Here is a 23535-nt window from a genome sequence, read left to right on the forward strand (position 1 = left end):
TCCTATGACGACATCGTCGACCATTGCTGCGACGCCTGGAACAAGCTGGTCGACCAGCCCTGGAAGATCATGTCTATCGGCCTGCGTGATTGGGCTCGCGAGTTCTGATCAGTGAATCTTGGTATTAGTCACATAGGTAGCGCTTACGGGGCGGCCGCCCGACTTCGCTCGGGACGAACGGAAGGATTGGGGCAGCGGTTAACGCCCCCTCGGGGGCGAACGCTCAGCCCCAGACACAAAAACGCCGCCGTGCGAAGCATCGCGCGGCGGCGTTTTCGTTGGGATGGAGGTGATCAGTTCGCGGTCGAAGCGACGGCGCGGGCCGATGCTGCGGGCACGGAGAACGAGACTTCGCGACGGCCGGTTACGCCGGTCACGCGGTTGCCACGAACGGCCAGTTCGAACGTGTCGCCGGTGTTGAGCACGCGGCCCGAGATGATCGTGCGGTTGGCAACCTGCTTGGTCGTGTAGACATAGGTGTCGCCATCACGCGTGAAGGTGTGCTGCGGCGCGGTGTCGGCCAGAGCGGGGGTCGAAACGGCTGCGAAAAGCGAAGCGGCGAGGAGGAGGGTCTTGTTCATGATCTTTCCTTTCGGTTGGGTCGAAAGCCAGATCAGCATCCTGTATTTTCTCGTTGTCGAGAGACCTGATATTGCGGTGCAGCAATTCCGCCAATCGCAAAGATTGCGCGACCAGTTGCACGAAACGAACGCCAGATCGTGGGCGCGACATGATTTTGCGACAAATCGGGCCTATGTAGCTGTGACCGGGGGCGCAGGAGACATGGCCGATGAGCCCCGCAAGTATCGCCTTGAATCGTTTCGGTTTGGGCAACCGCCCCGACCAGCCGGTCCCGCCCGATCCCAAGGCGTGGCTGACCGGGCAGTTCGCCAAATACGATCCCAAGCCCGACGCGATTCTCGCCGCGCCGACCAGCGCGGGTGTGTCGGCGGAACTCGCTGCGTATTTCCGCGACCAGCGCACGCTGCGCGAGCAGGCCAAGGCGGCGTCGCCCGGCATGATTCCGCCGCGCACCGACGCGATGCGTGAGCAGGCGCGGTTCGCAAGGCGGGCCGGGCGGCAGGATTATACCGGCGCGATTGGCGCGCGGGCGCAGAACGCGCTCCTCACCGATACGCCGTTCGTCGAGCGGCTGGTGTATTTCTGGTCGAACCATTTCGCGGTGTCCGCCGACAAGCTGGAGTTGACTGGGCTTGCGGGGACGCTCGAATTCGAGGCGATCCGGCCGCATGTGCTGGGCAAATTCGGCGACATGCTCGGCGCGGTTGAGCGCCATCCGGCGATGCTGCTCTATCTCGATCAGGCGGTATCGGTCGGCCCGGACAGTGTGATCGGCCGGAGGCGCGGCGGTAAGGTCGGCCTCAACGAGAATCTGGCGCGCGAGATTCTCGAACTGCACACGCTTGGCGTGCGCAGCGGCTATACGCAGGCCGACGTGACCGAGTTCGCGCGGGCGATGACCGGCTGGACGGTATCGGGGATCGGCCGCGCGCCCGGCGCGAAGCTGGCCGGCACCGATGGCCTGCCGGGCGATTTCCTGTTCGCCGATGCGATGCACCAGCCCGGCGACCGCAATATCATGGGCAAGGTCTATCCGGCGGGCGGGGTCACGCAGGCGCAGGCGGTGCTCGACGATGTCGCGCTGAACCCCGCGACCGCGACTCATCTCGCCACCAAGCTGGCACGCCACTTCGCGGGCGACACGCCGCCGCCGGCGATGGTCGCACGGTTGCGGGCGGCGTATCTGCAATCGCATGGCGATCTGCCGACCGTGTACCGCGCGATTATCGATTCGCCTGAGGCGTGGGTGGAGGCGCCGGCCAAGTTCCGCACCCCCTGGGAATGGTCGATCGGCGCGATGCGCGCGCTCGGCCAGAAGACGGTCGATGCGCAGGCGGTGGCGGGGCTGATGACTCAGCTCGGCCAGCCGGTGTGGAAGCCGGGCCAGCCGGTTGGGTACGACGACATTGCGGCGAGCTGGGCCGGATCGGACGCGGTGATGCGCCGGGTCGAGGCGGCGGAACGCTTCGCGCAAAGGGCGCCGACCACGATCGAGGCGCGCGCGCTGGCGCCGAAACTGTTCCCAGGTGCGGTCAGCCCCGCCACCACGCAGGCGCTGGCGCGCGCCGAAAGCCAGGGGCAGGCGCTCGCGCTGCTGCTCGTCGCCCCCGAATTCCAGCGGAGATAGGACATGCTCGATCGTCGCAGCTTCATCGGCACCAGCGCGCTCGGCCTTGCCGCCGCGTTCGCGCCGCGCATGGCGTTCGCCAAGGCGGCGACCGACCGCCGCTTCATCTTCATCATCCAGCGCGGCGCGGCGGACGGGTTGCACATCGTCGCGCCGGTCGGCGATCCGGCGTTCGCGGGGGCGCGCGGCGCCTTCACGCAGGATTTCGCGACCGCGCCCAAGCTGGATGCGACCTTCGCTTTGCACCCCGCGCTGGTGAGCGTGAACGCGCTGTATGGGCAGAAGCAGGCGCTGTTCGCGCAGGCCGTTGCCTCGCCGTACCGCGACCGTTCGCATTTCGACGGGCAGAACGTGTTGGAGACCGGCGGGGCGAGCGCGTATCAACTCAGGGACGGCTGGCTCAACCGGATGCTCGGGTTGCTTTCGCCCGGCGAGGCCAAGGCGATCGCGATCGCGACCGCGGTGCCGATGGCACTGCGCGGGCCGCATGAGGTGGCGTCCTATGCGCCCTCGGCGTTGCCGCAGGCGTCCGACGATCTGATGCAGCGCGTATCGATGCTCTATGCCGGCGACAGCCAGTTGCATGGGCTGTGGAGCGAGGCGCTGGCGACGCGCAACCTGACCGGCGACCTCGCCGCCGACAACGGCAAGACCGCTGCGGCGACCGGTGCGCTCGCCGCCAAGCTGCTCGCACCTGCCGATGGCGCCCGGATCGCGATGATCGAGACCGGCGGCTGGGACACGCATGCCGACCAGCGCGGCCGGCTGGCGGCGCAGTTGAAGGGTCTCGACGGCATGATCGGCGCGCTTCAGACCGGGCTTGGCCCGGTGTGGGCCGATACGATGGTGCTGGTCGCGACCGAGTTCGGCCGCACCGTCGCGGTCAACGGCACTGGCGGCACCGATCACGGCACGGGTGCGTGCGCGATGCTGCTCGGCGGCGCGGTGAAGGGCGGGCGCGTGATCGCCGACTGGCCGGGGCTGGCGCCGGCGGCGCTGTACGAGAACCGCGACCTGCGCGCGACGATGCCGCTCGATGGCTTCATCGCGGGGGCGACGGCGGCGCATTTTGGGATTTCCGGCGGGCGGGCGATGGCGGCGCTGTTCCCGGAGAGCAAGGGTGGGGTGGCGGTCAGAGGACTGGTGTGAACGTGGATATGGCCGCCTGATTTTCGGTTGATAGCGATGGCGGGTCATGGCATTCTCCGCCGCATATTCCGGGGGGAAGCACATTGAAGAAAATGATTGGTGCGGTCTGTCTTATGACCGCAATCACGCTGTCGACTGCTGCGTCCGCGCAGCAGGTGCCGGGTTCGGTCGCGAGCGGGGGGGCGTGCGAGCTGCATGTCTGGCCGACGAACAATTATCTCGGAATGAATTCGGGCTTGCTCTCGGGCTTCGCCGTGGTGGGCGTGCTGGCCGATCAGGCCGCCCACAAGAACCGGGTCCAGACCGTCAAGGATTTGATGAAGGACTATCTGGGCCCGGACATCCAGATGGAGGAACTGAACAAGATCGGGCTGCTTGCGTCCTTAAAACTGCCGGCGACCACGCGCATCGTGCTGGAAGAGCCCACGCCGTTCAACGAGGATGTGAAGAAGGATCCGGCGCTCAAGGCCAAGATTACTGTGCTGAACCAGACGCTCAAGGCGGGGAAGCGGCTGACTGCATCGCAATCGCCATGCTATTCGGAACTGCTGACGACCTTCATCTTCTATCATAAAGCCATGATGTACGGCAGCAATCTGCTCACCGCTTTCATGTTTCGCGAGTTCAAGGATCAACCGCTGGCGGTCTCGACATCGACGGGCATGGTCAAGAATCCGCTTGAGGATTTTCCGCCGAAGACGCCCGAAAAGACCGAGGCGGCGAAAATCGAACTGCGCGACGCGTTCTCGAAAGATTATGTCGAGTGGCTCGCGAAGAAAAAGAAGTCCTGACCGGGCGTCCGGGGTGCGGGGCGTGCGGCTGGTTTGAGTCGCGGGAGCAACTCGGCTAAGGCGCGCGCTCGCTTCAGACGACCGGAACCCACATGACCCTTTACGCCCGTTTCGCCGCGCATCTCGATGCGGCGCTCGATACGCTCGTTGCCGCCGGTGACTTGCCCGCCGGGCTGAACCGCGCGCCCGTGACGGTCGAGCCGCCGCGCGATGCGAGCCACGGCGATCTCGCCACCAACGCGGCGATGGTGCTCGCCAAGCCGGCGGGGACCAATCCGCGCGCGCTGGCGGAGAAGATCGCGGTCGAGTTGCGCAAGCTCGACGAGGTCGAGGACGTGTCGATCGCCGGACCGGGCTTCATCAACATGAAGCTCAGCGACGATAGCTGGCGCGCCGAACTGTCGGCGATCCACGATGCCGGCGCCGATTACGGGCGCGCGACGATCGGGCGCGGCGTGACGGTCAACGTCGAATATGTCTCGGCCAACCCGACGGGTCCGATGCACATGGGGCATTGCCGGGGCGCGGTGGTGGGCGATGCGCTGGCCGCGCTGCTCGAATTCGCCGGGCACAAGGTGATCCGCGAATATTATGTCAATGATGCGGGCGGGCAGGTCGATACGCTCGCGCGCTCGGCGCACCTGCGGTATCGCGAGGCGCTCGGCGCGCAGATCGAAATCCCGGAAGGGCTGTATCCGGGCGAGTATCTGGTGCCGGTCGGGCAGGCGCTTGCCGCCGAATATGGCGACCGCTTCGTGGACGCGCCCGAGAGCGACTGGCTGGTGCTGTTCCGCAAGGCGGCGGTGGCGGCGATGCTGGTGATGATCCGCGCCGATCTCGCGTTGCTCGGCATCCACCACGATCTGTTCTCGTCGGAAGCCGAGTTGCAGGCGGCGGGCAAGCCCGAGGCGGCCGAGGCGGAGTTGCGCGCGCGCGGGCTGATCTATGACGGTGTGCTCGAAGCGCCCAAGGGCCAGGAACTCGAAGACTGGGAGCCGGTGGTGCTGCCGCTGTTCCGCTCGACCCAGTTCGGCGATGATCAGGACCGGCCGATCCGCAAGTCGAATGGGCAATGGACCTATTTCGGCGCCGATCTCGCTTATCATTACCAGAAGGCGCAATCCGCCGACGCGCTGATCGACGTCTGGGGCGCCGACCATGCCGGCACGGTCAAGCGCATCACCGCAGCGGTGCAGGCGCTGACCGGCGGCAAGACCCGCTTCGACGTGAAGCTCGTCCAGATGGTGCGGCTGCTGCGCGCCGGCGAGCCGGTGAAAATGTCCAAGCGCTCGGGCAATTTCGTGACGCTCGCCGATGTCGTGCGCGAAGTCGGCAAGGATGTGGTGCGCTTCACGATGCTGACGCGGAAAGCCGATGCGCAGATGGATTTCGACTTCGCCAAGGTGGTCGAGGCGTCGAAGGACAATCCGGTGTTCTACGTCCAGTACGCGCATGCGCGCATCGCCTCGCTGCACCGCCGCGCGACCGAGGCGAAGATCGTGTGCGAGGGCGTCGACCTGTCCCAGCTTGACACGGAAGACCTTGCGCTGGTGAAGCTCGCCGCGCAGTTCCCGCGTATCGTCGAGACGGCGGCGACGGCGCGTGAGCCGCACAGAATCGCCTTCTATCTCTATGACTTGGCGGCGAGCCTGCATGCGCAGTGGAATGTCGGCAACGACCGGGTGGACCGCCGCTTCCTGATCGCCGATGATCCCGCGATCACCTGCGCTCGGCTTTTCTTGGCCGATGCGATAGGGCAGATCATTCGCAACGGCCTCGGCATCATGGGTGTCGTGGCGGTCGAGGAGATGAACTGATGGCCTTCGGCAAGATCGATGCGGACGACGGCGACCGGCTGCCTTGGCTCGAGACCGCCGAAGATTATGACAACAAAGGGCCGTCGGCGCTGCATATCGTGCTGATCGTCGCGGCGTTGCTCGCGGTGATCGCGGCGGCGATCCTCGGCTATCAATTGCTGCGCAGCGCGCGCGACACCGGCGGCAACGGCGCGCTGATTGCCGCGCAGGAAGGCGATTACAAGGTCAAGCCCGACGAGCCGGGCGGCCTCAAGGTCGAGGGCGAAGGCGACAGCGCGATCGCGACGAGCAATGGTGCTGGCAGCGGCAACGCCTCGATCAACGTGAAAGCGGTGCCCGAAGCGCCGATCGTCGGCAAGAAGGCCGCGCCCGCCGCCAAGGAAGGCGCCGGCGCAAGCAAGGCGGAGGTGGCGCTGCCGCCCTCGCACGGCAAGCTCGAGGCGAAGACGGCGACCCCGCCGGTTGCGCATGGCACGGCAGGCGGCGCGCTCGTCCAGCTCGGCGCGTTCCCGTCAGAGGCGGCTGCGAATGCGGCTTGGGCCAAGCTGTCGGGGCGGATTCCGTATCTCGCGCCGCTCGGCAAATCGGTGCAGTCCGCCGAGGTCAACGGCCAGACCGCCTACCGGCTGCGCGTCAACGCGGGCAGCGCGAGCCAGGCGAGCGAATTGTGCGGGAAGCTGAAGGTTGCCGGCGAGGCGTGCTTCGTGGCGCGGGATTGATCGCTCCCGTTCGTGCCGAGCTTCTCGGCACGAACGGTTTGGGATGGTGGCACTGAACGCGCACCGCTGATATGCCGCGCTGATGAAGCCCGTCATTTTCGGCCTGTCCGGCCTTACCGTTACCGCCGACGAACGCCGGTTCTTCACCGAGAGCCAGCCGGTCGGCTTCATCCTGTTCCGCCGCAATATCGAGAGCCGCGCGCAGGTGCGGGCGCTTACCGATGATCTGCGCGCGCTGACCGGGCGCGACGACCTGCCGATCCTGATCGATCAGGAAGGCGGGCCGGTCGCGCGGATGCGGCCGCCGGAATGGCCGGCGTTTCCGGCCGGCCCGGCGTTCGACGCGCTGTACGATGTCGCGCCGGTCTCGGCGATCGAGGCGGCGCGCGCCCATGCCGAGGCGACGGGGGCGATGCTCGCCGAGGTCGGCGTGACGGTCGATTGCTGGCCGCTGCTCGACGTCGCGCAGCCCGATACTGCCGAGATCATCAGCATCCGCGCGCTCGGGCATGAGCCGATGCGGGTGGCGGCGCTGGGGCGGGCGATCCTCGACGGGCTGGCGCGTGCTGGCGTGGTCGGGGTGGTCAAGCATATGCCGGGGCATGGCCGGGCGCTGGTCGACAGCCATCTCGAACTGCCGCGCGTGACCGCCGATGACGCTGCGCTGGAGGTCGATCTGGAGCCGTTCCGCCGGCTTGCGGGCGCGCCGATGGGGATGACGACGCATATCGTGTTCGATGCGTGGGACGCCGCGCGTCCGGCGACGCTGTCGCCGGTGGTGATCGAGGACATCATTCGCGGCCGGATCGGGTTCGACGGGCTGTTGATGACCGATGATATCGACATGAAGGCGCTGTCGGGCACGGCTGGCGAGAAAGCGGCGGGGGCGATCGCGGCTGGGTGCGACGTGGTGCTCGATTGCTGGGGGCGGATGAACGAGATGGTCGAGATCGTCGGGCGGCTGGGTGAGATGTCGGTGGTGTCGCGGGCGCGGCTCGATCGGGCGATGGCGAGCGTGGCGGGCAAGCGCAGCGGCGAGGCGTTCGCGGATCTGATCGCGAAGCGCGACGCGCTGCTGGCTCTGGCGTGATCCTCCCCGCTTGCGGGGAGGGGGACCGCCGGCCGCAGGTCGGTGGTGGAGGGGGGCTTCCTCGGGCGGTGTCGTTTGGGGAAGCCCCCCTCCGTCACGCTGCGCGCGCCACCTCCCCGTGCCGGGGAGGATCGGTGCGGGCCGCTCGGTTAAGCCGTCACCCCAGCGCACGCTGGGGTCTCCCGGTGACGGCGCGCGCCCTCCCCACAAAGACCCCAGCGTGCGCTGGGGTGACGATTGTTGGTCGGATGCCCGCTGGTGGTCTGGTGACGGTTGGTCGCCGGGTGGCGGACCGGCTCGTGGGTGATTGCGTGCGATGACCGAAGCTGAGACGCTCACACTCGATCTCGACGGCTGGGAAGGGCCGCTTGACCTGCTGCTCGCGTTGGCGCGCAACCAGAAGGTCGATCTGCGCGAGATTTCGATCCTCGCGCTGGTCGATCAGTATCTCGCGTTCATCGAGGCGGCGGGTGAGATCCGGCTCGAACTCGCCGCCGATTATCTGGTGATGGCGGCGTGGCTGGCGTATCTCAAATCGGGGTTGCTGCTGCCGCGCGATCCCGAGATCGAGCCCAGCCCGGAGGAACTCGCGCTGCGGCTGCAATTGCGGCTCGAACGGCTGAACGCGATGCGCGAGGCCGGCGCGCGGCTGATGGCGCGCGACAGGATCGGGCGCGACGTGTTTCCGCGCGGTGCCCCCGAGGGCTTGCGAACCGTGCGCAAGGCGTTGTGGCAGGCGGAGATTTTTGACCTGATCGCAGCCTATGGCCGGATCAGCGCGCGGACGCGGCCGGTGATGCACATCGTCGCCAATCGCCCGGTGATGACGCTTGAGGCGGCGCTGGAGCGAGTCGCGCGGCTGGTCGGCAGTGCGGTCGACTGGGCGGTGATCGAGAGTTTCCTGCCCGACAGCGCTACGGGTGTGTTCCGCAAGTCGGCGCTCGCCTCGTCGTTCCTCGCGGCGCTCGAACTGGCGCGGCAGGGGAAGGTCGAGTTGCAGCAGAAGTCGCCGTTCGCGCCACTTTACCTGCGGGCGCCGCGATGACGGGCTTCGGCGAGTCCGGGCCGGACGATCTCGTCCGCGCGGTCGAGGCGATCGTGTTCGCGGCGACCGAGCCGCTGACGATCGACGCGATCCGCGCGCATGTCGGCGAGGGCGCGAACGTGCGCGGCGCGCTGGAGAGGCTGGCCGCAGACTATGCCGGGCGCGGCATCGAACTCGTGCGGCGCGGCGAGCGCTGGCATTTCCAGACCGCCGCCGACATGGCGCATCTGTTGCGGCGCGACCGCGAGGAACCGCGCAAGCTCAGCCGCGCCGGCATCGAGACGCTGGCGATCATCGCCTATCACGAACCCGCGACGCGCGCCGAGATCGAGGCGATTCGCGGCGTGCAGATTTCCAAGGGCACGATCGACGTATTGATGGAGGCGGGCTGGGTGCGCCCGGCCGGGCGGCGCGAGGTGCCGGGGCGGCCTTTGCTCTATGCGACCACGCCCGAATTCCTCGCGCATTTCGGCCTCGCCAGCCGCCGCGATCTGCCGGGGCTTGAGGATTTGCGCGCGGCTGGATTGCTCGATCCGGCCGATCTGGCGCTGGAGATGGTGCCCGATGCGGGCGCCGACACGAACGAGGTGGCAAATCCTTTAGAAGAGGACTAGATAGAAACCATACTCAGGAGAAACATGATGGGTTTCGGTAGTCCAATTCATTGGCTCATTTTCGGCGTGCTGGCGATCCTCGTGCTGGGTGGCGGTCGGTTCTCGAGCATGATGGGCGATGTCGCCAAGGGCATCAAATCGTTCAAGAAGGGCATGTCCGAGGAAGACGAGCCGCGCTCGCCGAGCCGGATCGAAGCCAAGCCTGCCGCTGAGCCTGCCTTCGACGCGCACGGCGAGAAGGTTCGCGAGGACCGCTAAGGCGTTTTACGAAGAAGGTTTCGCCTTAGAATGTTCGATTTCCAGCCGATGGAGTTGGTCGTCCTGGCGACGGTCGCGATCGTGGTGATTCCGCCGAAGGATCTGCCCAAGGCGATGCGGGTGGCCGGCTATTGGGTCGGCCGCATGCGCGGGGTTGCGCAGCAATTCCGCAGCGGCTTCGATACGATGGTGCGCGAAGCCGAATTGCACGAGATGGAAAAGAAATGGGCGGCGGAGAACGAGCGCATCATGCGCGAGCATCCGCCCACCCCCGCGCTGGAAGCGCCGCCGATCGAGGCGATCGACGCGCCACCGGCGATGCCGGCGCTGCCGGATTCGGAAAGCCATTATAGCGAGGACGGTCCGCCTATTTACGTCGAGACTCCCACGGTCGCTGCGGCCGAGACGCCGGCTCCGGTGACTTTGGACAAGGCATCCTCGTGAACGCACCCGTCGATGAACTGGATGGTTCGCGCGCACCATTGCTCGACCATATTGTCGAGTTGCGCAGGCGGCTGCTGTACAGCCTCGGCGCGCTGGCGGTGGCGTTCGCGGTGTGCCTGTATTTCGCCGAGCCGATCTTCGGCTTCCTGGTCCAGCCGCTGATCCGTGCGGGGCAGAAGCGGATCTATTATACCGGGCTGTTCGAGGCGTTCTTCGTCCAGCTCAAGGTCGGGCTGTTCGCCGGGCTGATGATCTCGTTTCCGGTGATCGCCAACCAGCTTTGGCGGTTCGTTTCGCCGGGCCTGTACCGCAAAGAAAAGCGCGCGCTGCTGCCGTTCCTGATCGCGACGCCGTTTCTGTTCGCGACCGGCGCGGCGATGGCCTATTTCGCGGCGGTGCCGGCGGCGCTGCACTTCCTGCTGAGCTATCAGGGCAATGTCGGCGGGATCGAGCAGACCGCGCTGCCGGCGGTCGACAAATATCTCGATTTCGTGATGCAGTTCCTGTTCGCGTTCGGCATCGCTTTCCTGTTGCCGGTGGTGCTGATGCTGTTGGAGCGGGCGGGCATCGTCACGCGCACGCAGCTTGCCGGCGCGCGGCGCTATGCGATCGTTGGCTGTTTCGCGATCGCTTTGGTGCTGGCGCCGCCCGACGCGGGATCGATGGTGATGCTCGCGGTGCCGCTGATCCTGCTCTACGAACTCGCGCTGATCGCGATCTGGTTCACCGAGAAGCGGCGCGGATCGGCTGAGACCGGGGTCGAGGCGGTTTAGGCTTTCCAGTCCCACCCGTTCGTGCCGAGCCCTTCGGCTGGCTGGCAAGCCAGCCGCTCAGGATAAACTTCGGCCCAAAGGGCCGAAGTCGAGGCACCTGCGCTTGGGGCTTGTCCCTCGACTTCGCTCGGGACGAACGGGTGGGGGCGGGGTTACCCCCGCGGGGTCTTGCGATACAGCGGGCTTGGCTGCGGCGTTGGCGTGGGCAGCGGCTGGATGAAATAGCTTTGCGGATGGCTCTGCAGATAGGGCCGGACCGCTGGTGGCACGGCCGGCGCAGGCGCGGGTGTCGCCGGGCGGATCACGCCGATCCACCCGTCGGCGACGTCGCGGATTTGCGGGGTGGCGGGAAACTCGCTGCGGGCGCGGGCGAACAGCAGCCGGGCACGCGCCGCGCCCGGCGTGGCGAGCGTCGCGCCGACCCAGCGCCAGTGCCACGGCTCCCACGTCACGCCCTGCGCATTGCCGGCGGGGAAGCTTAGTTCGAAGCCATATTCAGGCGCATGCGCGATCAGCCATTGCCCCGCCGCCGTGCGCGCGAGGCATGGGCTGACATCGCCGCAGCCGCCGGTGGGGCGCAGCCCGAAATCGATCGCATAACCGGTGGCATGCTCGCTATGCCCCGGCGGGCCGACGGTGCGCGCGCGCTCGGCGGCGTCGTGGCAGCGTTTGCGCGGGCCGATCTGGCTGCAGAACACCGCGCGCTGATGCTCGATCGTGCGATAGCACGATACGCCGCGCAGGCTGTTGCCGATGCCGGGCGTCGCCGCCGCGGCGGCGAGCATCCGCGCGAGATCTGGTGCGACGTCGCGCTGGACGTAGCAGGGCTGGCCGAGCGCGAAGCCGGCGGGGGCTGAAACCAGCTCGCTGTACGGTGCCTCGCGGTACGGGATGTGACCGAGCACGCGCCCGTCGGCGCCGGGCGTCACCCATTGGCCGGGGCATAATTGTTCGGGGGCGGCGGCCATTGCCAGCGACGGTGCGGCGAGCGCCACCCATGCCAGCCATCGCATCGGAGAAGGTCTGTCGCGTCGCATCGTCGAACCGCTCTGGCATGCGCGCGCTTGCGGTGGCAAGACGGCTTCATGTTAGCCAACCATGTTCTTTTCCTCGACGGCGAGGCGCTTGTCATCGACAAGCCCGCCGGTCTGCCCGTCGATCGTCCGCGCGACGGGTCGATCTCCCTTGAAAACCATATGGATGGGCTGACCTTCGGGTTCAAACGCTGGCCGCATCCGGTGCATCGGCTCGACCGCGACACGTCGGGTTGCCTGCTGCTGTCGCGCAACCCCAAGGCGCATGCGCGGCTCCAGCAGGCGTTCGAACAGGGGCTGGTGCAGAAGCGCTATCTCGCCGTGCTGGAGGGCGTGCCCGAGGGCGAATCGGGGCTGATCGACTTGCCGCTGCTCAAGGTCAGCACCGCCGAGACGGGCTGGCGAATGCAGGGCGACCCCGCCGGCAAGGCGTCGCGCACCGGCTGGCGCGTGCTGGCGGTGAAGGACGGGCGCGCGTTCGTCGAGTTCACGCCGGAGACCGGGCGCACGCACCAGATCCGCGTCCACGCCGCCGAAGCGCTCGGCGCGCCGGTGGTCGGCGATCCGATTTACGGCAGCGGCGGGGGCGAGACGCTGCTGCACGCCGCCGCGCTGACGATCCCGCGCGCTGGCAAGGAGCCGATCGTCGCCGTGGCGCCGCTGCCCGAACGGTTCCTCAAGGCGGGTTTCGGCGGCTGAGTGTGATCAGCCCGTTTTCCAAGCGGTAGCGATCGGCTATCGTCGGGCGATGGTCGCCATTCCCATCACCCGCTCCATCTCGATCGATGATGGCGAGCTTCAGGAATCGACCACGCGGTCAGGCGGTCCGGGCGGGCAGCATGTCAACACGACGGATAGCGCGGTGATCCTGCGCTTCGATGTCGGCAATTCGCCGGGGTTGCCGCTTGCCGTCAAAAACCGGATCGCCGTGCTGGCGGGATCGCGGCTGACGCGGGAGGGCGTTCTGGTCTTGCGGAGCGAAGGATCGCGCTCGCAGCATGAGAACCGTCAGGACGTGCGCGAGCGGCTGATTGCTCTCATAAAGGAAGCGACGATCGTGCCGAAGAAGCGCCGGCCGACCAAGCCGACCAAGGCTTCGCAGACGCGCCGGGTGGACGGCAAGGTGAAGCGATCGGGGATCAAGGCCGGGCGGGGGCGTGTTACGACGGATTGATCGCGGGACTCCGTTCGTCCCGAGCGAAGTCGAGGGACAGATACGGAGCGCAGGTGCCTCGACTTCGCTCGGCACGAACGGGTGTATGTTTCGCGGATTATTCCAAGTCCTCCGGCTCGTAGAGCGGACGAATTTCGATTTCGCTCGGTCCGGGCATTGGGTTGGGACAGCGCTTCACCCAGGTGACCGCTTCGTCGATGTCCTTGACCGTCCAGATCCAGAAGCCGGCGACCAGCTCGCGGGTGGCGGGGAAGGGGCCGTCGATGACGGTGCGGTCGGCGCCGTCGAAGGCGACGCGTTTGCCTTGCGATGAGGGTTTGAGGCCGATGCCGGTGTCGGGCGGCATGATGCCGGCGGCGACGAGTTGCTGATTGAACCGGCCCATCTCCGCCATCGCTTCAGGGTTCGGGGGCAGCGGGATTTCGCTGTCCTCGGTGGCTTTGACGATGACCATCACGCGCATGTGCCGTCTCCCCGATCGAAAGAGCGATCAGATCATAACCGTTCGTGCCGAGCGAAGTCGAGGCATCTGCGCTTGCGGCCCGCCCCTCGACTTCGCTCGGGACGAACGGTGGGGTGGCGCTTCACCCCTCGAACACCGACCAGCCGGTGCGTTGCACCAGCCGTTCGAGCGCGAGCGTGCCGAGTTGCGAGTTGCCGCGATCGTTGAGGCCGGGCGACCACACCGCGATGCTCGCCTTGCCCGGCGCTACCGCGAGGATGCCGCCGCCGACGCCGGATTTGGCGGGCAGGCCGACGCGGAAGGCGAATTCGCCCGAGCCGTCGTAATGGCCGCAGGTCAGCATCAGCGCGTTGATGCGGCGGGCGCGCTGGGGCGAGACGACTGAATGGCCGGTCGAGGGGTTGCGCCCGCTGCGCATCAGATAGCGCCCGGCGAGCGCGAGCTGGCGGCAGCTCATCGCCAGCGCGCATTGGTGGAAATAGACGCCGAGCACGCGATCGACATCATGGTGGAGGTTGCCGAATGCGCGCATGTAATTGGCGAGCGCCTTGTTGCGGTATCCGGTCGCTTCCTCGGCGGCGGCGACCGCGTTGTCGATGAAGATGCCGTCCTCGCCAGCCAGCGCGCGCACGAAGCGGAGCAGTTCGGCGATCACCTCGGCGGGCTGGCGGTTGCCGAGCAGGATGTCGGAGATGACGATCGCGCCGGCGTTGAGGAACGGGTTGCGCGGGATGCCGCGTTCGGTCTCCAACTGTACGATCGAGTTGAACGCGGTGCCCGAGGGTTCGCGGCCGACGCGCTTCCACACCGAATCGCCGCCGGCGCCGAGCGCGAGCGTGAGGCCGAACACCTTGGCGACGCTTTGCACCGAAAAGGCTTCCTCGGCATCGCCCGCGCCGTGGCAGACGCCATCGGCATCGATGACGGCGATGCCGAACTTGCGCGGATCGACCGCGCCGAGCGGCGCGATGTAATCGGCGACCGCGCCGCGATCGGGCGCGTCGGCCATTTCGGCGGCGATCTCGGCGACGATCGTGGAGAGGTTGGGCATAGCGCGAGCGTAGCGGGCGGGATGAGGATCGTCAGCTATGTTCTGCCCGTGTGTGCGTGAGCCGCCGAGCGCGTATCTTCATTGTTTTCCCGCGAACGCGGGAACCCAGGGCCAAGCAAAACACGATTGGCGGCTCTTGGGACTCTGGGCTCCCGCCTGCGCGGGAGAACAAGAAGGGTTTACGCAAAGCTCTCCCACTCGCGGGGAACCATCGCAAATGTCCAAGCACCCTCTCGCGCGGGTAGCGCTGCGGCGCACCATCTGGCACAGGCGGGGAATGATGCGATCGTGGGTATCGGTGGCGCGCGAGCGCCTCGGGCGCTGGGTGCGCGGGCGCAAGCAGGGGCTGGACCTGCCGCTCGGCGTGTTCCGGCGCCGTCTGGCGACGGGCGTGGGCGCGGTGCTGCTCGGGGTGGTCGCATTGCTGTTCGCCAAGGCGGGCGACTGGGCGCAGCATCAGTTCGCGCAAGGTGTGACGCACTGGCCCTATGCGCCGCTGTTGCTCAGTCCGGCGATCTTCGCCGGTATCACCTGGGCGACGATGCGCTGGGTGCCACAGGCGCGCGGGTCGGGCATTCCGCAGGTGATCGCGGCGAGCCGCACGCCCGAGCGATCGTCGCTGGGGCCGCTGGTGTCGCTGCGCACCGCGCTCGCCAAGATCGCGATGACGGTGACGATGCTGTTCGCGGGCGCCTCGGTCGGGCGCGAGGGGCCGACCGTGCAGGTCAGCGCCGCGATCATGATCGCGGTCCACCGGCTGCTGCGCGTGCCGATCACTGCCGGCGTGCTGATCGCGGGTGGTGCGGCCGGCGTGGCGGCGGCGTTCAACACCCCGCTCGCCGGGGTCGCCTTCGCGATCGAGGAACTCGCCTCCGCGTATGAGCAGCGCGTCGCGGTGCTGGTGATGGCGGCGGTGATGATTTCGGGGCTGGTCAGCCTCGGCATTGCCGGCGACTATGTGTATTTCGGCCAGATGCGGCAGACGCTGCCGATCCTGTCGGTGCTGCTGATCTGCCCGGTCGCGGGTGTGGTCGGCGGGGTGAGCGGCGGGCTGTTCAGCCGGATCGTGCTGGCGTTCGGCGCGCCGAAACATCCGTGGCTGCGGCGATTGCGGTCGCGGCCGGTGCTGTTCTCGGCGGGTTGCGGGCTGGTGGTCGCGGTGCTGGGCATCACCAGTGGCGGGGCGCTGTGGGGGACGGGCTATGACGCGACCCGGCATCTCGTCGAGGGTGGTAACGGATCACTGTGGTTCGGGCCGGGCAAGGCGATCGCGACGCTGGCGACGACGCTGAGCGGAACGCCCGGCGGCATCTTCGCGCCGTCGCTGGCGGTGGGCGCGGGAATCGGCCATCTGGTGGCGGCGGCATTCCCGAACGATCCGGGCGGCGCGGTGGTGACGCTTGGCATGGTCGCCTATTTCGTCGGCGTGGTGCGCGCGCCGCTGACCGCAGTTATCATCATCACCGAGACCACCGCGAGCCGCGGCATGATCCTGCCGCTGTTCGCAACCGCGCTGATCGCCGATGCGGTGAGCGCGGTGATCTCGCCCGAGCGGCTGTACCACGGCCTCTCGCGCGGGTTCGTGGAGCCGGCCCCCACCCCGGCGGCGGATCGCACCTAACCGACGGTATCGGGTTGCGTGGTGCCCGCGACATCGCCGATACTCCCGCCATGAGCACGATCGACACGCGCAGTCACCAGATGTTCCCCACGCTCGACGCGAGCCAGATCGCGGTCGCGCGCCGGTTCGCGAGCGGGCCGGAACGGCACTTCGCGCCGGGCGAGGCCTTGTACGAGATCGGCGACGTCGGCGCGCCGGCCTGGCTGGTGCTGGAAGGCGCGATCGACGTGACTCGCCGCGACGGGCTCAACCGCGCGGCGACGATCACGCAGCATCACGCCGGCCAGTTCAGCGGCGAGGTTTCGCAGCTTTCCGGGCGGCCGACGATCGCCGCCGGGGTGGCAGGCGCGGACGGCTGCACCGCCTTGCCGTTCGACGCGGCGCATCTGCGCGCGCTGATGGTCGGATCGGCCGATCTCGGCGAGATCGTGATGCGCGCGCTGATCCTGCGCCGGGTCGGGCTGATCGAGGAGGGCGGCGCCGGATCGATCCTGATCGGCGCGCCGAACAGCCCGGATGTCGTGCGGTTGCAGGGCTTCCTGACGCGCAACGGCTATCCCAATCAGGTGCTCGACGCCGAATCGGACGAGGAGGGCCACGCGCTGGTCGAGCGGATCGGCGTGCTGCCCGACGAACTGCCGCTGATGGTGTGCCCCAACGGCACGATCCTGCGGCGGCCGAGCGACACCGAGGCGGCGGCATGCCTCGGCATGACGCCCACGCTCGACCCCGAGAAGCTCTATGACGTGGCGATCGTCGGCGCGGGGCCGGCGGGGCTGGCGGCGGCAGTCTATGCCGCGTCCGAGGGGTTGGCGGTGGTGGTACTCGACGAGCGCGCGACCGGCGGGCAGGCGGGGGCATCCGCGCGAATCGAGAATTATCTCGGCTTTCCGACCGGCATTTCGGGGCGCGCGCTGGCCGGCCGCGCGTTCAGCCAGGCGCTCAAATTCGGTGCCGAGGTGGCGGTGCCGCTTGCGGTCGAGCGGCTCGATTGTGGCAAGACGCATGCCGCCGGCGATCCGCTCGCGCTGGTGCTGGCAGGCGGCGGGACGATTCAGGCGCGGTCGGTGATCGTCGCCAGCGGCGCGCGCTATCGCAAGCCGGCGATCGACAATCTCGCCACGTTCGACGGCGACGGCGTGTCCTACTGGGCGTCGCCGATCGAGGCGAAACTGTGCGAGGGCGAGCGGATCGCGCTGGTCGGCGGCGGCAATTCGGCGGGGCAGGCGGTGGTGTTCCTCGCCGCCAAGGTCCAGCATCTCGACCTCGTCGTGCGCCGCGACCTGCGCGAGACGATGTCGCACTATCTGATCGAGCGGATCGCGGCGCTCCCCAATGTGACGATCCATGTCGGCTCCGAAGTGGTCGGGCTGGAGGGCGATCGCACCACCGGGCTGACCGCGGCGATCTTCCAGGACAAGGCGACCGGGGAGACCAAGCGCTGTGCGCTGCGCCACCTGTTCCTGTTCATCGGCGCGGACCCCAATGCCGGCTGGCTCGACGGCTGTGTCGAGACCGACGACAAGGGCTTCATCGTCACCGGCGGAGCGTCTTTGCCGCTCCAGACCAGCCGGCCCGGCGTATTCGCGATCGGCGATGTGCGCGCCGGATCGACCAAGCGAGTCGCGGCGGCGGTGGGCGAGGGCGCGGCGGTGGTGTCGCAGATCCACACCTTGCTGGCGGGATGAGCGACCCCTTCGATCTTGAGCGGTTTCTGGAGGCGCAGGCCGATAGTTACGCGACCGCGCTGGCGGAAGTGCGGCGGGGGGCGAAGCGCAGCCATTGGATGTGGTTCGTGTTTCCGCAGATTGCCGGGTTGGGATCGAGCGCGATGGCGCGGATCGTTTGATTTCGTCGCCCCGGCGCAGGCCGGGGCCGCCGGGTTTGGGGCAGGTCCTTCGCCAAATTACACAGCGGCCCCGGCCTGCGCCGGGGCGACGGTTCGGGGTTTCGCACATTGGCGGCCATGCTATCAGCCGCATTTTGGGGGGAGGATGGTGTGACCCGATTGCACATGCGCGACGCAACGCGCGACGACCTGCCCGTGATCGTCGCGATGCTCGCCGACGACATCAAGGGCGCGACCCGCGAGGACGCCAGCCTGCCGCTCGACCCCGGCTACCTCTCCGCGTTCGCGGCGATCGTGGCGGACCCGAACATGCGGCTGGTGGTGGCCGAACTGGATGGTCGCGTCGTCGGCACGGTGCAGATCGCGGTGCTGCCCGGTCTGTCGCGCAAAGGTGCCTCGCGCGGCTATCTGGAGGCGGTGCGGATCGCGGGCGATCTGCGCGGGCATGGGCTGGGCGCGGAGCTGGTCAACTGGGCGGTCGAACAGTGCCGGGCGGCGGGGTGCGGGATGGTGCAGCTCACCACGCAGCGCGACCGCATCGACGCGCACCGCTTCTACGAGCGGCTCGGCTGGGAGCGCAGCCATATCGGCTATAAGCTGCATCTGCAGGGCATCGCATGATCGAGGCGGCGAGCGCGGCCGATGCGGCGGCGGTGGTCGCGCTGTGGCGCGACTGCGGGCTGACGCGGCCGTGGAACGATCCGCACGCCGATTTCGCGCTCGCGCTCGGCACTGCGACATCGACCGTGCTGGTGGCGCGCGCTGGTGCGGATGTCACCGGCAGCGCGATGGTCGGGTTCGACGGGCATCGCGGCTGGGTCTATTATCTCGCCGTCGCGCCGGATCGGCAGCGCGGCGGGCTGGGCCGCGCGCTGATGGCGGCGGCTGAAGCTTGGCTTCGTGCGCGCGGCGTGCCCAAGGTTCAGTTGATGGTGCGCGAGGGCAATGCCGCCGCGCTCGGGTTTTACGAAGCGCTGGGGCTGGAGCGGCAGCCGGTGGTGGTGTTCGGGCGCTTTCTGGAAGGTGATGAGGGACGATGACGACGCTGTACGGTATCCGCAATTGCGACACGATGAAGAAGGCGTGGACGTGGCTCGACGCGCATGGCGTCGCCTACACGTTTCATGATTACAAGAAGGCCGGGATCGACCGGGCGACGCTTGAGGGCTGGGCGGATGTGCTTGGCTGGGAGGTGCTGCTCAACCGCGCGGGGACGACGTTCCGCAAGCTGCCCGAGGCGGACAAGGTCGATCTTGGCCGCGACAAGGCGATCGATCTGATGATCGCGCAGCCGTCGATGATCAAGCGGCCGGTGCTGGAGAGTGGCGCGACGCTGTTGGCGGGGTTCAAGCCGGAAGTTTACGCGGCGGCTGGGCTGGGGTGATCCTCCCGGCACGGGGAGGGGGACCGCGAGCGAAGCGAGTGGTGGAGGGGGGCTTCCTCGGGCGGTGTCGTTTGTGGAAGCCACCCTCCGTCGCGCTGCGCGCGCCACCTCCCCGTGCCGGGGAGGATCAGGCGGCGGGTAATGTCAGCACGAACCTCGCGCCGTGGCCGGGGGCGCTGTCGACGCTGATGTCGCCGCCCATCGCGCGCGCCAGCCGGCGGGCGATATACAGGCCGAGGCCGCTGCCGCCGGGTTCGCGCGGATCGACGCGTTCGAACTTCTCGAAGATGCGCGCCTGATCTTCCGGGGCGATGCCCTTGCCCTGATCGGCGACGATGATCGCGGCGACCGTGCCCTCGCGCTCGGCGCGGACCCAGATCACCCCGCCCTCGGGCGAATAGCGTACCGCATTGCCGATCAGGTTGACGAGGATCTGCAACACGCGCCGGAACTCGCCGCGCGCAAGCAGGGCCTCGCCAAGCGCGGGCTTATCGATCCGCACCTTCGAATCGGACGCGCGCACCGCGAGCAGGCCGGCGGCGCGGCGGGCGAGATCGGCGAGGTCGATCGTCTCGGTCGCGACGTGGAAGTCGGGCCGCTCGATCGCCTGCAGATCGACGAGATCATCGACCAGCCCCATCAAATGCCGCGCGGCGCTGGCGATATCGGCGGCATATTCGGCGTAATCCTGCCGAAGCGGCCCGTCGGACTGGGCGTTGATGCTGTCGGCATTGGCGATGATCCGCCCGAGCGGGGCGCGAAGCGCGGTGTCGAGCCGCGCCGCGAAGGCGCCGCCGGCATCGTCGATGGTCTGCGTGCTCTCCGCGCGCTCGACCGTCACCGCGCCCACGAAGCCGACGAACTCGCCGCGAAGAGTGTTGCGTGGGGAAGCGGCGAGGCGCAGCGGCTCGCCGGTCGCGCGCAGGCGTGCGGGCTGGTCCTCGAACCGCTCGCGCATCGCGAGGCCGCCGAGGATCGGGAAGCCGCCGGTCTCGTCCTCGCCGAGCAGGAACAAGGTGGTGAGCGGCTGCCCCAGCAGCGCATCGGCATCGAAACCGTGGCGCGTGCCGACATCGGGGGTGAGGAAGGTCAGCCGCAATGCCGCGTCGGTTTCCCAACGCCAGTCGGCATCGGCGGCGAACGACGCGTGCTCCGCTTCGCCGCTCGTCTCCGGCGCGGTCCAGGCCGGGCGGCCGCTCCAGCCAGTGATGGTGAGCGATACGCCCGCCGCGCCCGGCTCGGCGCGCACCCACAATTGCAGATCGTCCGCCCCGTCCGCCGCGACCACGCCGCGCGAGACGAGGATGCCGAGCCGCTGCGCCAGCCGCGCGAGCCGTGCGAGTTGCGGCACCGCCAGCGGTTCGCCCAGCGCACCGCCCGCGCGCGCGTTGAGATCATTCAGTCGTTGATCGGCGGCGACCAGCCGTCCGTCCGGATCGACGAGGCCGCGCACCAGCGGCAGCACCGGATCGTGCGCGTTCATGCCCGCACCCCGCGCGCGACGGCGAGCATCGCGGCGCGATAGTCTGGCGGGAGCAGCAGCGGCGTGATCGCTACGCGTGCCTGCTCGGGGTCGATCGCGGCGATGCTGTCGAGCGTGTCGGCGAAATGTTCGATGTCGCGGCGCGGATCGGCCTCGCACAGTGCCAGCCCGATATGCGCGATCGCGGTGCGGTCCAGCTCAAGCGCGCGCAGCACCAGCCACAGCCGCTCGGCATCGGGATCGAGCACGAGATCGCGCACGTCGCCATAGCCGAGGCCGAGCGCATGGCCGAGCAGCGCGATGAACAGCGACAGCCGTTGGTCGGCGAGCGCATCGCTCAGCAGCGCGGTGAGCTCCTCCGCGCGCGCGTCGAGCGCGGCGGCGAGGCGAGTCGCCGCCGCTTCTAGTCCGTCGCTCTCGTCATGTGCGGCGATGCTGCGCTGCGCCGCTTCGGCGAGCGCGCGGTCGAGCGCGTCGATATCGCCCGAGGCGATGTCGCGCAGCGCGGCGGCAACCCACCACGCCAGCCGACGGTGGAGCGGCGCCGGCAGATCGGTGCGCGGCGTCGCGCTGGGGACGATCGGCGCCTTGCGGTGGGCCTCAGCGGCGAGCAGCGCGACTGCACCGCGCGCGACGGTCTGATCGGCGTCGCGCGACAGGCGGGCGAGCAGGCTCGGTTGATCGGCGTGGTTGGGCGGCTCGATCGGCAGTGCGTCGGCGATCAGGCCCTGCCGAACGCGCCCGATCAGCTCGTGCATCAGCTCTGGGTCGCGCAGCAGCCCGGCCGCGCGCAGGCGATCGAGCGCGGGCACGCCGTCGGCGATCAGCCCGGCGAGGTGCGGCAGCGCGCGCGCGGTGAGCAGGCGGGCGGCGTGCGTGCGAATCGCGGTTTCGAGTCCGCCGACCAACGAGTCTAGCGTGGCGGCGAGGGCGGCACGGGCGCGATCGTCGAGTCGGCCGTCATCGCCCAGGAACGCATCGTCGATTGCGGTGGCGAGCCGGCGGTCGGCACGCAGATCCGCCGCCGCCGCGCGCGCGAGCAGCGTGGGGGCGGCAGGCCGGCCGCCGGACTTCGGATCGCGATCGCTGATCGACATGACCGCATGACTAGCGCGGTATCGTTAAGACGGGCCTAAGGATTTTCGATCAGCGTTTCGATCGCGACGGCGAGCGTCGCGGCAGCATACAGCCCGGCGACACCGAGCGCGACGAGCGGATAGCCCAACAGCGCGAAGGGCAGCATCACGATCGGCGCGGCGGTGAGGCTCGACCACCAGCGGCGCGGCCAGGTGGCGCGCGCGATCCGCTCGACCAGCCCGCCGGCGATAAGCGCACCGATCGCCAGCGCCCAGCCGAGCGCGACATGCGTGGCATTGCCGACCGCGAGCAGGCTTACCGCCGCCATGCCGGGCGCCGCGACCGCGAGAACCCGCGCCGGCAACGCCTCGTCGCGCAGCCACGCGAGCGTATGGCCGATCGTCGCGAACAGCATCGCCGCGAGCAGCACGACGAGGCCGATTGCGAGCCACCCCGACAGGATCGCGCCCAATCCGCCAAGCCCGGCAATGCCCGCACCGAGGCTGAATGCCCAGCTCGGCGCGGCGCGCGCGAGCAGCGGCGGCAACAGCAGCCGCGAGGGCAGGGCGGTGGCGTAGCGATCCGCCCAGCGCTCGGGCTGCGCCATCAGCGTCGCGACGATGGCATTGCCCCAGCGCGCAAGCGCCTGCGAATCGCGTTCGATGCCGTGAGTCGGCTCGGCGCTCTTGGGCAGGCGGATCTGGCGCGCGCCCGATTGCGCGACGATGCGCAGCAGGGTCGACTGGAAATCATAATCGTGCGGCATCGCCGCGACGTCCTTGATCCGCGCGACCTCGATCAGCGCGAGCCCGGCCCAGGCGGTCGACACGCCGATCCGCTCGAACCGATCGTCGCCGTCATCGGTGACGAGCAATGTGTCGCCGCGTTCGGCGGCGAGCAGCGCGACCGTATCGCCGGTCGTGACGACGCCGTCCGCCACCACCGCCACGCGCGCGAGCGGGTGGAGCTTCTCCACCGCTTCGGTCGCGGTGCGGACCGCATCGACGGTGACGCCGCGCCGCCCGATCCGGCTGATCGCGCCGAGCAGCCCCGGCGTCATCCGCGCCACCGCCAGCACGATCTGGGTCGCGCCGGCTGCAATCAGCAGCCGCGCCTGGAATTCGATGAGTGTGAGTCCGCCGAACGGCAGCGTCTCCGCCAGCGTTCCCGCACGATCCTCGGCATCTTCCGTCGCAAAAATCAGGCCCGCCAGCATCGGGGGCCATTAGGCGGTGTTGCCGGCAAAGGCAAAGGTGATGCGGAATGTGCCGTTCGCGACGTTCTCCCCTCCCTGGAAGGGAGGGGCGGGGGTGGGTTGCTCTCGAGGGAACGGATCGGCCGCCCCAAACCCACCCACCCCCGACCCCTCCCTTCCAGGGCAGGGCTATCGCATTTGAGCGAGGAGAGAAGAGAGATAGTCGTCGTGCCATCCGGCGTGTTTAAATTTTCTGCGGATGGAGAGTTTTCGGGTGTCGTGCTGGAGCAAATTG

General features: G+C 68.5%; 25 protein-coding genes and 1 pseudogene. 19 read left to right on the plus strand and 7 right to left on the minus strand.

Going from position 1 to position 23535, the window contains the following annotated elements; all coding sequences use genetic code 11:
- Positions 1-293: 293 nt before the first annotated feature.
- The gene (locus EWE75_RS20895) at positions 294-581 is read right to left on the minus strand and encodes a hypothetical protein (protein WP_130160033.1); all 288 of its coding nucleotides are present in this window, start codon (positions 579-581) and stop codon (positions 294-296) included.
- A 209-nt stretch (positions 582-790) separates the two neighbouring features.
- Here EWE75_RS20895 and EWE75_RS20900 point away from each other — a divergent pair, with 209 nt between their 5' ends.
- The 11 genes from EWE75_RS20900 to tatC all read left to right on the plus strand — a co-directional run bounded on the left by EWE75_RS20900 (position 791) and on the right by tatC (position 10909).
- Positions 791-2209 (plus strand): DUF1800 domain-containing protein, encoded by a 1419-nt coding sequence (locus EWE75_RS20900; protein ID WP_130160034.1) that lies wholly within the window; start codon positions 791-793, stop codon positions 2207-2209.
- Between the two features lie 3 nt (positions 2210-2212).
- Entirely contained in the window at positions 2213-3358 is a 1146-nt protein-coding gene (locus EWE75_RS20905; RefSeq protein ID WP_130160035.1) for a DUF1501 domain-containing protein, read from the plus strand.
- A gap of 92 nt (positions 3359-3450) precedes the next feature.
- The gene (locus EWE75_RS20910; protein WP_130160036.1) at positions 3451-4149 is read left to right on the plus strand and encodes a hypothetical protein; all 699 of its coding nucleotides are present in this window, start codon (positions 3451-3453) and stop codon (positions 4147-4149) included.
- A 92-nt stretch (positions 4150-4241) separates the two neighbouring features.
- Positions 4242-5966 carry an arginine--tRNA ligase gene (argS, locus tag EWE75_RS20915; RefSeq protein WP_130160037.1) on the plus strand — a complete coding sequence of 575 codons (1725 nt, stop codon included), beginning with the start codon at positions 4242-4244 and terminating at the stop codon, positions 5964-5966.
- Positions 5966-6685, plus strand: a complete 720-nt coding sequence (locus tag EWE75_RS20920; RefSeq protein ID WP_130160038.1) for an SPOR domain-containing protein — start codon at positions 5966-5968, stop codon at positions 6683-6685. Before argS ends, EWE75_RS20920 begins: the two co-directional genes overlap by 1 nt.
- Positions 6686-6767: 82 nt before the next feature.
- The gene (locus tag EWE75_RS20925) at positions 6768-7775 is read left to right on the plus strand and encodes a glycoside hydrolase family 3 N-terminal domain-containing protein (protein WP_130160039.1); all 1008 of its coding nucleotides are present in this window, start codon (positions 6768-6770) and stop codon (positions 7773-7775) included.
- 316 nt (positions 7776-8091) lie between these two features.
- Positions 8092-8820: a segregation and condensation protein A gene (locus EWE75_RS20930; protein WP_130160040.1), complete on the plus strand. Its 729-nt coding sequence runs from the start codon at positions 8092-8094 to the stop codon at positions 8818-8820.
- Positions 8817-9434 carry an SMC-Scp complex subunit ScpB gene (gene scpB, locus EWE75_RS20935; protein WP_130160041.1) on the plus strand — a complete coding sequence of 206 codons (618 nt, stop codon included), beginning with the start codon at positions 8817-8819 and terminating at the stop codon, positions 9432-9434. Before EWE75_RS20930 ends, scpB begins: the two co-directional genes overlap by 4 nt.
- Before the next feature lie 27 nt (positions 9435-9461).
- On the plus strand, positions 9462-9692 hold the full coding sequence (locus tag EWE75_RS20940; RefSeq protein WP_130160042.1) for a twin-arginine translocase TatA/TatE family subunit: 231 nt from the start codon (positions 9462-9464) through the stop codon (positions 9690-9692).
- A gap of 30 nt (positions 9693-9722) precedes the next feature.
- The gene (locus EWE75_RS20945) at positions 9723-10136 is read left to right on the plus strand and encodes a twin-arginine translocase TatA/TatE family subunit (protein ID WP_130160043.1); all 414 of its coding nucleotides are present in this window, start codon (positions 9723-9725) and stop codon (positions 10134-10136) included.
- Complete coding sequence (gene tatC, locus EWE75_RS20950) at positions 10133-10909, plus strand: twin-arginine translocase subunit TatC (protein WP_130160044.1); 777 nt, start codon at positions 10133-10135, stop codon at positions 10907-10909. Before EWE75_RS20945 ends, tatC begins: the two co-directional genes overlap by 4 nt.
- Before the next feature lie 152 nt (positions 10910-11061).
- Here the strand turns inward: tatC and EWE75_RS20955 are convergent, their stop codons facing one another.
- Positions 11062-11922: a M15 family metallopeptidase gene (locus EWE75_RS20955; RefSeq protein ID WP_231708488.1), complete on the minus strand. Its 861-nt coding sequence runs from the start codon at positions 11920-11922 to the stop codon at positions 11062-11064.
- Between the two features lie 72 nt (positions 11923-11994).
- On the opposite strand from EWE75_RS20955, the gene EWE75_RS20960 reads away from it, so the two are divergent.
- Together EWE75_RS20960 and arfB are read left to right on the plus strand one after the other, a co-directional pair.
- Positions 11995-12642, plus strand: a complete 648-nt coding sequence (locus tag EWE75_RS20960) for an RluA family pseudouridine synthase (protein ID WP_130160045.1) — start codon at positions 11995-11997, stop codon at positions 12640-12642.
- A 49-nt stretch (positions 12643-12691) separates the two neighbouring features.
- On the plus strand, positions 12692-13117 hold the full coding sequence (gene arfB, locus EWE75_RS20965; protein WP_130160046.1) for an alternative ribosome rescue aminoacyl-tRNA hydrolase ArfB: 426 nt from the start codon (positions 12692-12694) through the stop codon (positions 13115-13117).
- Between the two features lie 97 nt (positions 13118-13214).
- Here arfB and EWE75_RS20970 read toward each other — a convergent pair whose 3' ends face one another.
- Positions 13215-13580: a YciI family protein gene (locus tag EWE75_RS20970; RefSeq protein ID WP_130160047.1), complete on the minus strand. Its 366-nt coding sequence runs from the start codon at positions 13578-13580 to the stop codon at positions 13215-13217.
- Positions 13581-13701: 121 nt separating this feature from the next.
- Positions 13702-14631, minus strand: coding sequence for a glutaminase (locus tag EWE75_RS20975; RefSeq protein ID WP_130160048.1), 930 nt, complete (start codon positions 14629-14631; stop codon positions 13702-13704).
- A gap of 277 nt (positions 14632-14908) precedes the next feature.
- Between EWE75_RS20975 and EWE75_RS20980 the strand changes: the two genes are divergently transcribed.
- From EWE75_RS20980 to EWE75_RS21010, 6 genes and pseudogenes are all read left to right on the plus strand, one after another.
- The gene (locus EWE75_RS20980) at positions 14909-16252 is read left to right on the plus strand and encodes a chloride channel protein (RefSeq protein ID WP_427915806.1); all 1344 of its coding nucleotides are present in this window, start codon (positions 14909-14911) and stop codon (positions 16250-16252) included.
- Between the two features lie 50 nt (positions 16253-16302).
- Positions 16303-17940 (plus strand): FAD-dependent oxidoreductase, encoded by a 1638-nt coding sequence (locus EWE75_RS20985; RefSeq protein WP_130160050.1) that lies wholly within the window; start codon positions 16303-16305, stop codon positions 17938-17940.
- A pseudogene (locus EWE75_RS20990) lies at positions 17937-18092 on the plus strand (DUF1810 family protein); the annotation flags it as partial. The gene EWE75_RS20985 and the pseudogene EWE75_RS20990, both read left to right, overlap by 4 nt.
- A gap of 159 nt (positions 18093-18251) precedes the next feature.
- Entirely contained in the window at positions 18252-18722 is a 471-nt protein-coding gene (locus EWE75_RS21000) for a GNAT family N-acetyltransferase (RefSeq protein ID WP_206364835.1), read from the plus strand.
- On the plus strand, positions 18719-19141 hold the full coding sequence (locus tag EWE75_RS21005; RefSeq protein WP_130160053.1) for a GNAT family acetyltransferase: 423 nt from the start codon (positions 18719-18721) through the stop codon (positions 19139-19141). The genes EWE75_RS21000 and EWE75_RS21005 overlap by 4 nt, the downstream gene beginning before the upstream one ends.
- Positions 19138-19485 carry an arsenate reductase gene (locus tag EWE75_RS21010; RefSeq protein WP_130160054.1) on the plus strand — a complete coding sequence of 116 codons (348 nt, stop codon included), beginning with the start codon at positions 19138-19140 and terminating at the stop codon, positions 19483-19485. The genes EWE75_RS21005 and EWE75_RS21010 overlap by 4 nt, the downstream gene beginning before the upstream one ends.
- A gap of 127 nt (positions 19486-19612) precedes the next feature.
- On the opposite strand, the gene EWE75_RS21015 is transcribed toward EWE75_RS21010, so the two are convergent.
- From EWE75_RS21015 to EWE75_RS21025, 3 genes are read right to left on the minus strand one after another with little or no spacing between them, the layout of a single operon-like run.
- Positions 19613-20968 carry a sensor histidine kinase gene (locus tag EWE75_RS21015; RefSeq protein ID WP_130160055.1) on the minus strand — a complete coding sequence of 452 codons (1356 nt, stop codon included), beginning with the start codon at positions 20966-20968 and terminating at the stop codon, positions 19613-19615.
- A complete protein-coding gene (locus EWE75_RS21020; RefSeq protein WP_130160056.1) occupies positions 20965-22065 on the minus strand; it encodes a DUF2336 domain-containing protein in 1101 nt (366 codons plus the stop codon). The genes EWE75_RS21015 and EWE75_RS21020 overlap by 4 nt, the downstream gene beginning before the upstream one ends.
- Before the next feature lie 35 nt (positions 22066-22100).
- Positions 22101-23261 (minus strand): hypothetical protein, encoded by a 1161-nt coding sequence (locus EWE75_RS21025; protein ID WP_130160057.1) that lies wholly within the window; start codon positions 23259-23261, stop codon positions 22101-22103.
- Positions 23262-23535: the final 274 nt, after the last annotated feature.

It is taken from the genome of Sphingomonas populi, assembly GCF_004208535.1.
Lineage (GTDB): Bacteria > Pseudomonadota > Alphaproteobacteria > Sphingomonadales > Sphingomonadaceae > Sphingomonas > Sphingomonas populi.

Excerpts from the sequence above, each read along its gene's own strand:
- EWE75_RS20895 (WP_130160033.1), bottom strand. The coding sequence starts at position 581 with ATGAACAAGACCCTCCTCCTCGCCGCTTCGCTTTTCGCAGCCGTTTCG.
- EWE75_RS20900 (WP_130160034.1), top strand. The coding sequence starts at position 791 with ATGAGCCCCGCAAGTATCGCCTTGAATCGTTTCGGTTTGGGCAACCGC.
- EWE75_RS20905 (WP_130160035.1), top strand. The coding sequence starts at position 2,213 with ATGCTCGATCGTCGCAGCTTCATCGGCACCAGCGCGCTCGGCCTTGCC.
- EWE75_RS20910 (WP_130160036.1), top strand. The coding sequence starts at position 3,451 with ATGATTGGTGCGGTCTGTCTTATGACCGCAATCACGCTGTCGACTGCT.
- argS (WP_130160037.1), top strand. The coding sequence starts at position 4,242 with ATGACCCTTTACGCCCGTTTCGCCGCGCATCTCGATGCGGCGCTCGAT.
- EWE75_RS20920 (WP_130160038.1), top strand. The coding sequence starts at position 5,966 with ATGGCCTTCGGCAAGATCGATGCGGACGACGGCGACCGGCTGCCTTGG.
- EWE75_RS20925 (WP_130160039.1), top strand. The coding sequence starts at position 6,768 with ATGAAGCCCGTCATTTTCGGCCTGTCCGGCCTTACCGTTACCGCCGAC.
- EWE75_RS20930 (WP_130160040.1), top strand. The coding sequence starts at position 8,092 with ATGACCGAAGCTGAGACGCTCACACTCGATCTCGACGGCTGGGAAGGG.
- scpB (WP_130160041.1), top strand. The coding sequence starts at position 8,817 with ATGACGGGCTTCGGCGAGTCCGGGCCGGACGATCTCGTCCGCGCGGTC.
- EWE75_RS20940 (WP_130160042.1), top strand. The coding sequence starts at position 9,462 with ATGGGTTTCGGTAGTCCAATTCATTGGCTCATTTTCGGCGTGCTGGCG.
- EWE75_RS20945 (WP_130160043.1), top strand. The coding sequence starts at position 9,723 with ATGTTCGATTTCCAGCCGATGGAGTTGGTCGTCCTGGCGACGGTCGCG.
- EWE75_RS20955 (WP_231708488.1), bottom strand. The coding sequence starts at position 11,922 with ATGCGATGGCTGGCATGGGTGGCGCTCGCCGCACCGTCGCTGGCAATG.
- EWE75_RS20960 (WP_130160045.1), top strand. The coding sequence starts at position 11,995 with ATGTTAGCCAACCATGTTCTTTTCCTCGACGGCGAGGCGCTTGTCATC.
- arfB (WP_130160046.1), top strand. The coding sequence starts at position 12,692 with ATGGTCGCCATTCCCATCACCCGCTCCATCTCGATCGATGATGGCGAG.
- EWE75_RS20970 (WP_130160047.1), bottom strand. The coding sequence starts at position 13,580 with ATGCGCGTGATGGTCATCGTCAAAGCCACCGAGGACAGCGAAATCCCG.
- EWE75_RS20975 (WP_130160048.1), bottom strand. The coding sequence starts at position 14,631 with ATGCCCAACCTCTCCACGATCGTCGCCGAGATCGCCGCCGAAATGGCC.
- EWE75_RS20980 (WP_427915806.1), top strand. The coding sequence starts at position 14,909 with ATGATGCGATCGTGGGTATCGGTGGCGCGCGAGCGCCTCGGGCGCTGG.
- EWE75_RS20985 (WP_130160050.1), top strand. The coding sequence starts at position 16,303 with ATGAGCACGATCGACACGCGCAGTCACCAGATGTTCCCCACGCTCGAC.
- EWE75_RS21005 (WP_130160053.1), top strand. The coding sequence starts at position 18,719 with ATGATCGAGGCGGCGAGCGCGGCCGATGCGGCGGCGGTGGTCGCGCTG.
- EWE75_RS21010 (WP_130160054.1), top strand. The coding sequence starts at position 19,138 with ATGACGACGCTGTACGGTATCCGCAATTGCGACACGATGAAGAAGGCG.
- EWE75_RS21015 (WP_130160055.1), bottom strand. The coding sequence starts at position 20,968 with ATGAACGCGCACGATCCGGTGCTGCCGCTGGTGCGCGGCCTCGTCGAT.
- EWE75_RS21020 (WP_130160056.1), bottom strand. The coding sequence starts at position 22,065 with ATGTCGATCAGCGATCGCGATCCGAAGTCCGGCGGCCGGCCTGCCGCC.
- EWE75_RS21025 (WP_130160057.1), bottom strand. The coding sequence starts at position 23,261 with ATGCTGGCGGGCCTGATTTTTGCGACGGAAGATGCCGAGGATCGTGCG.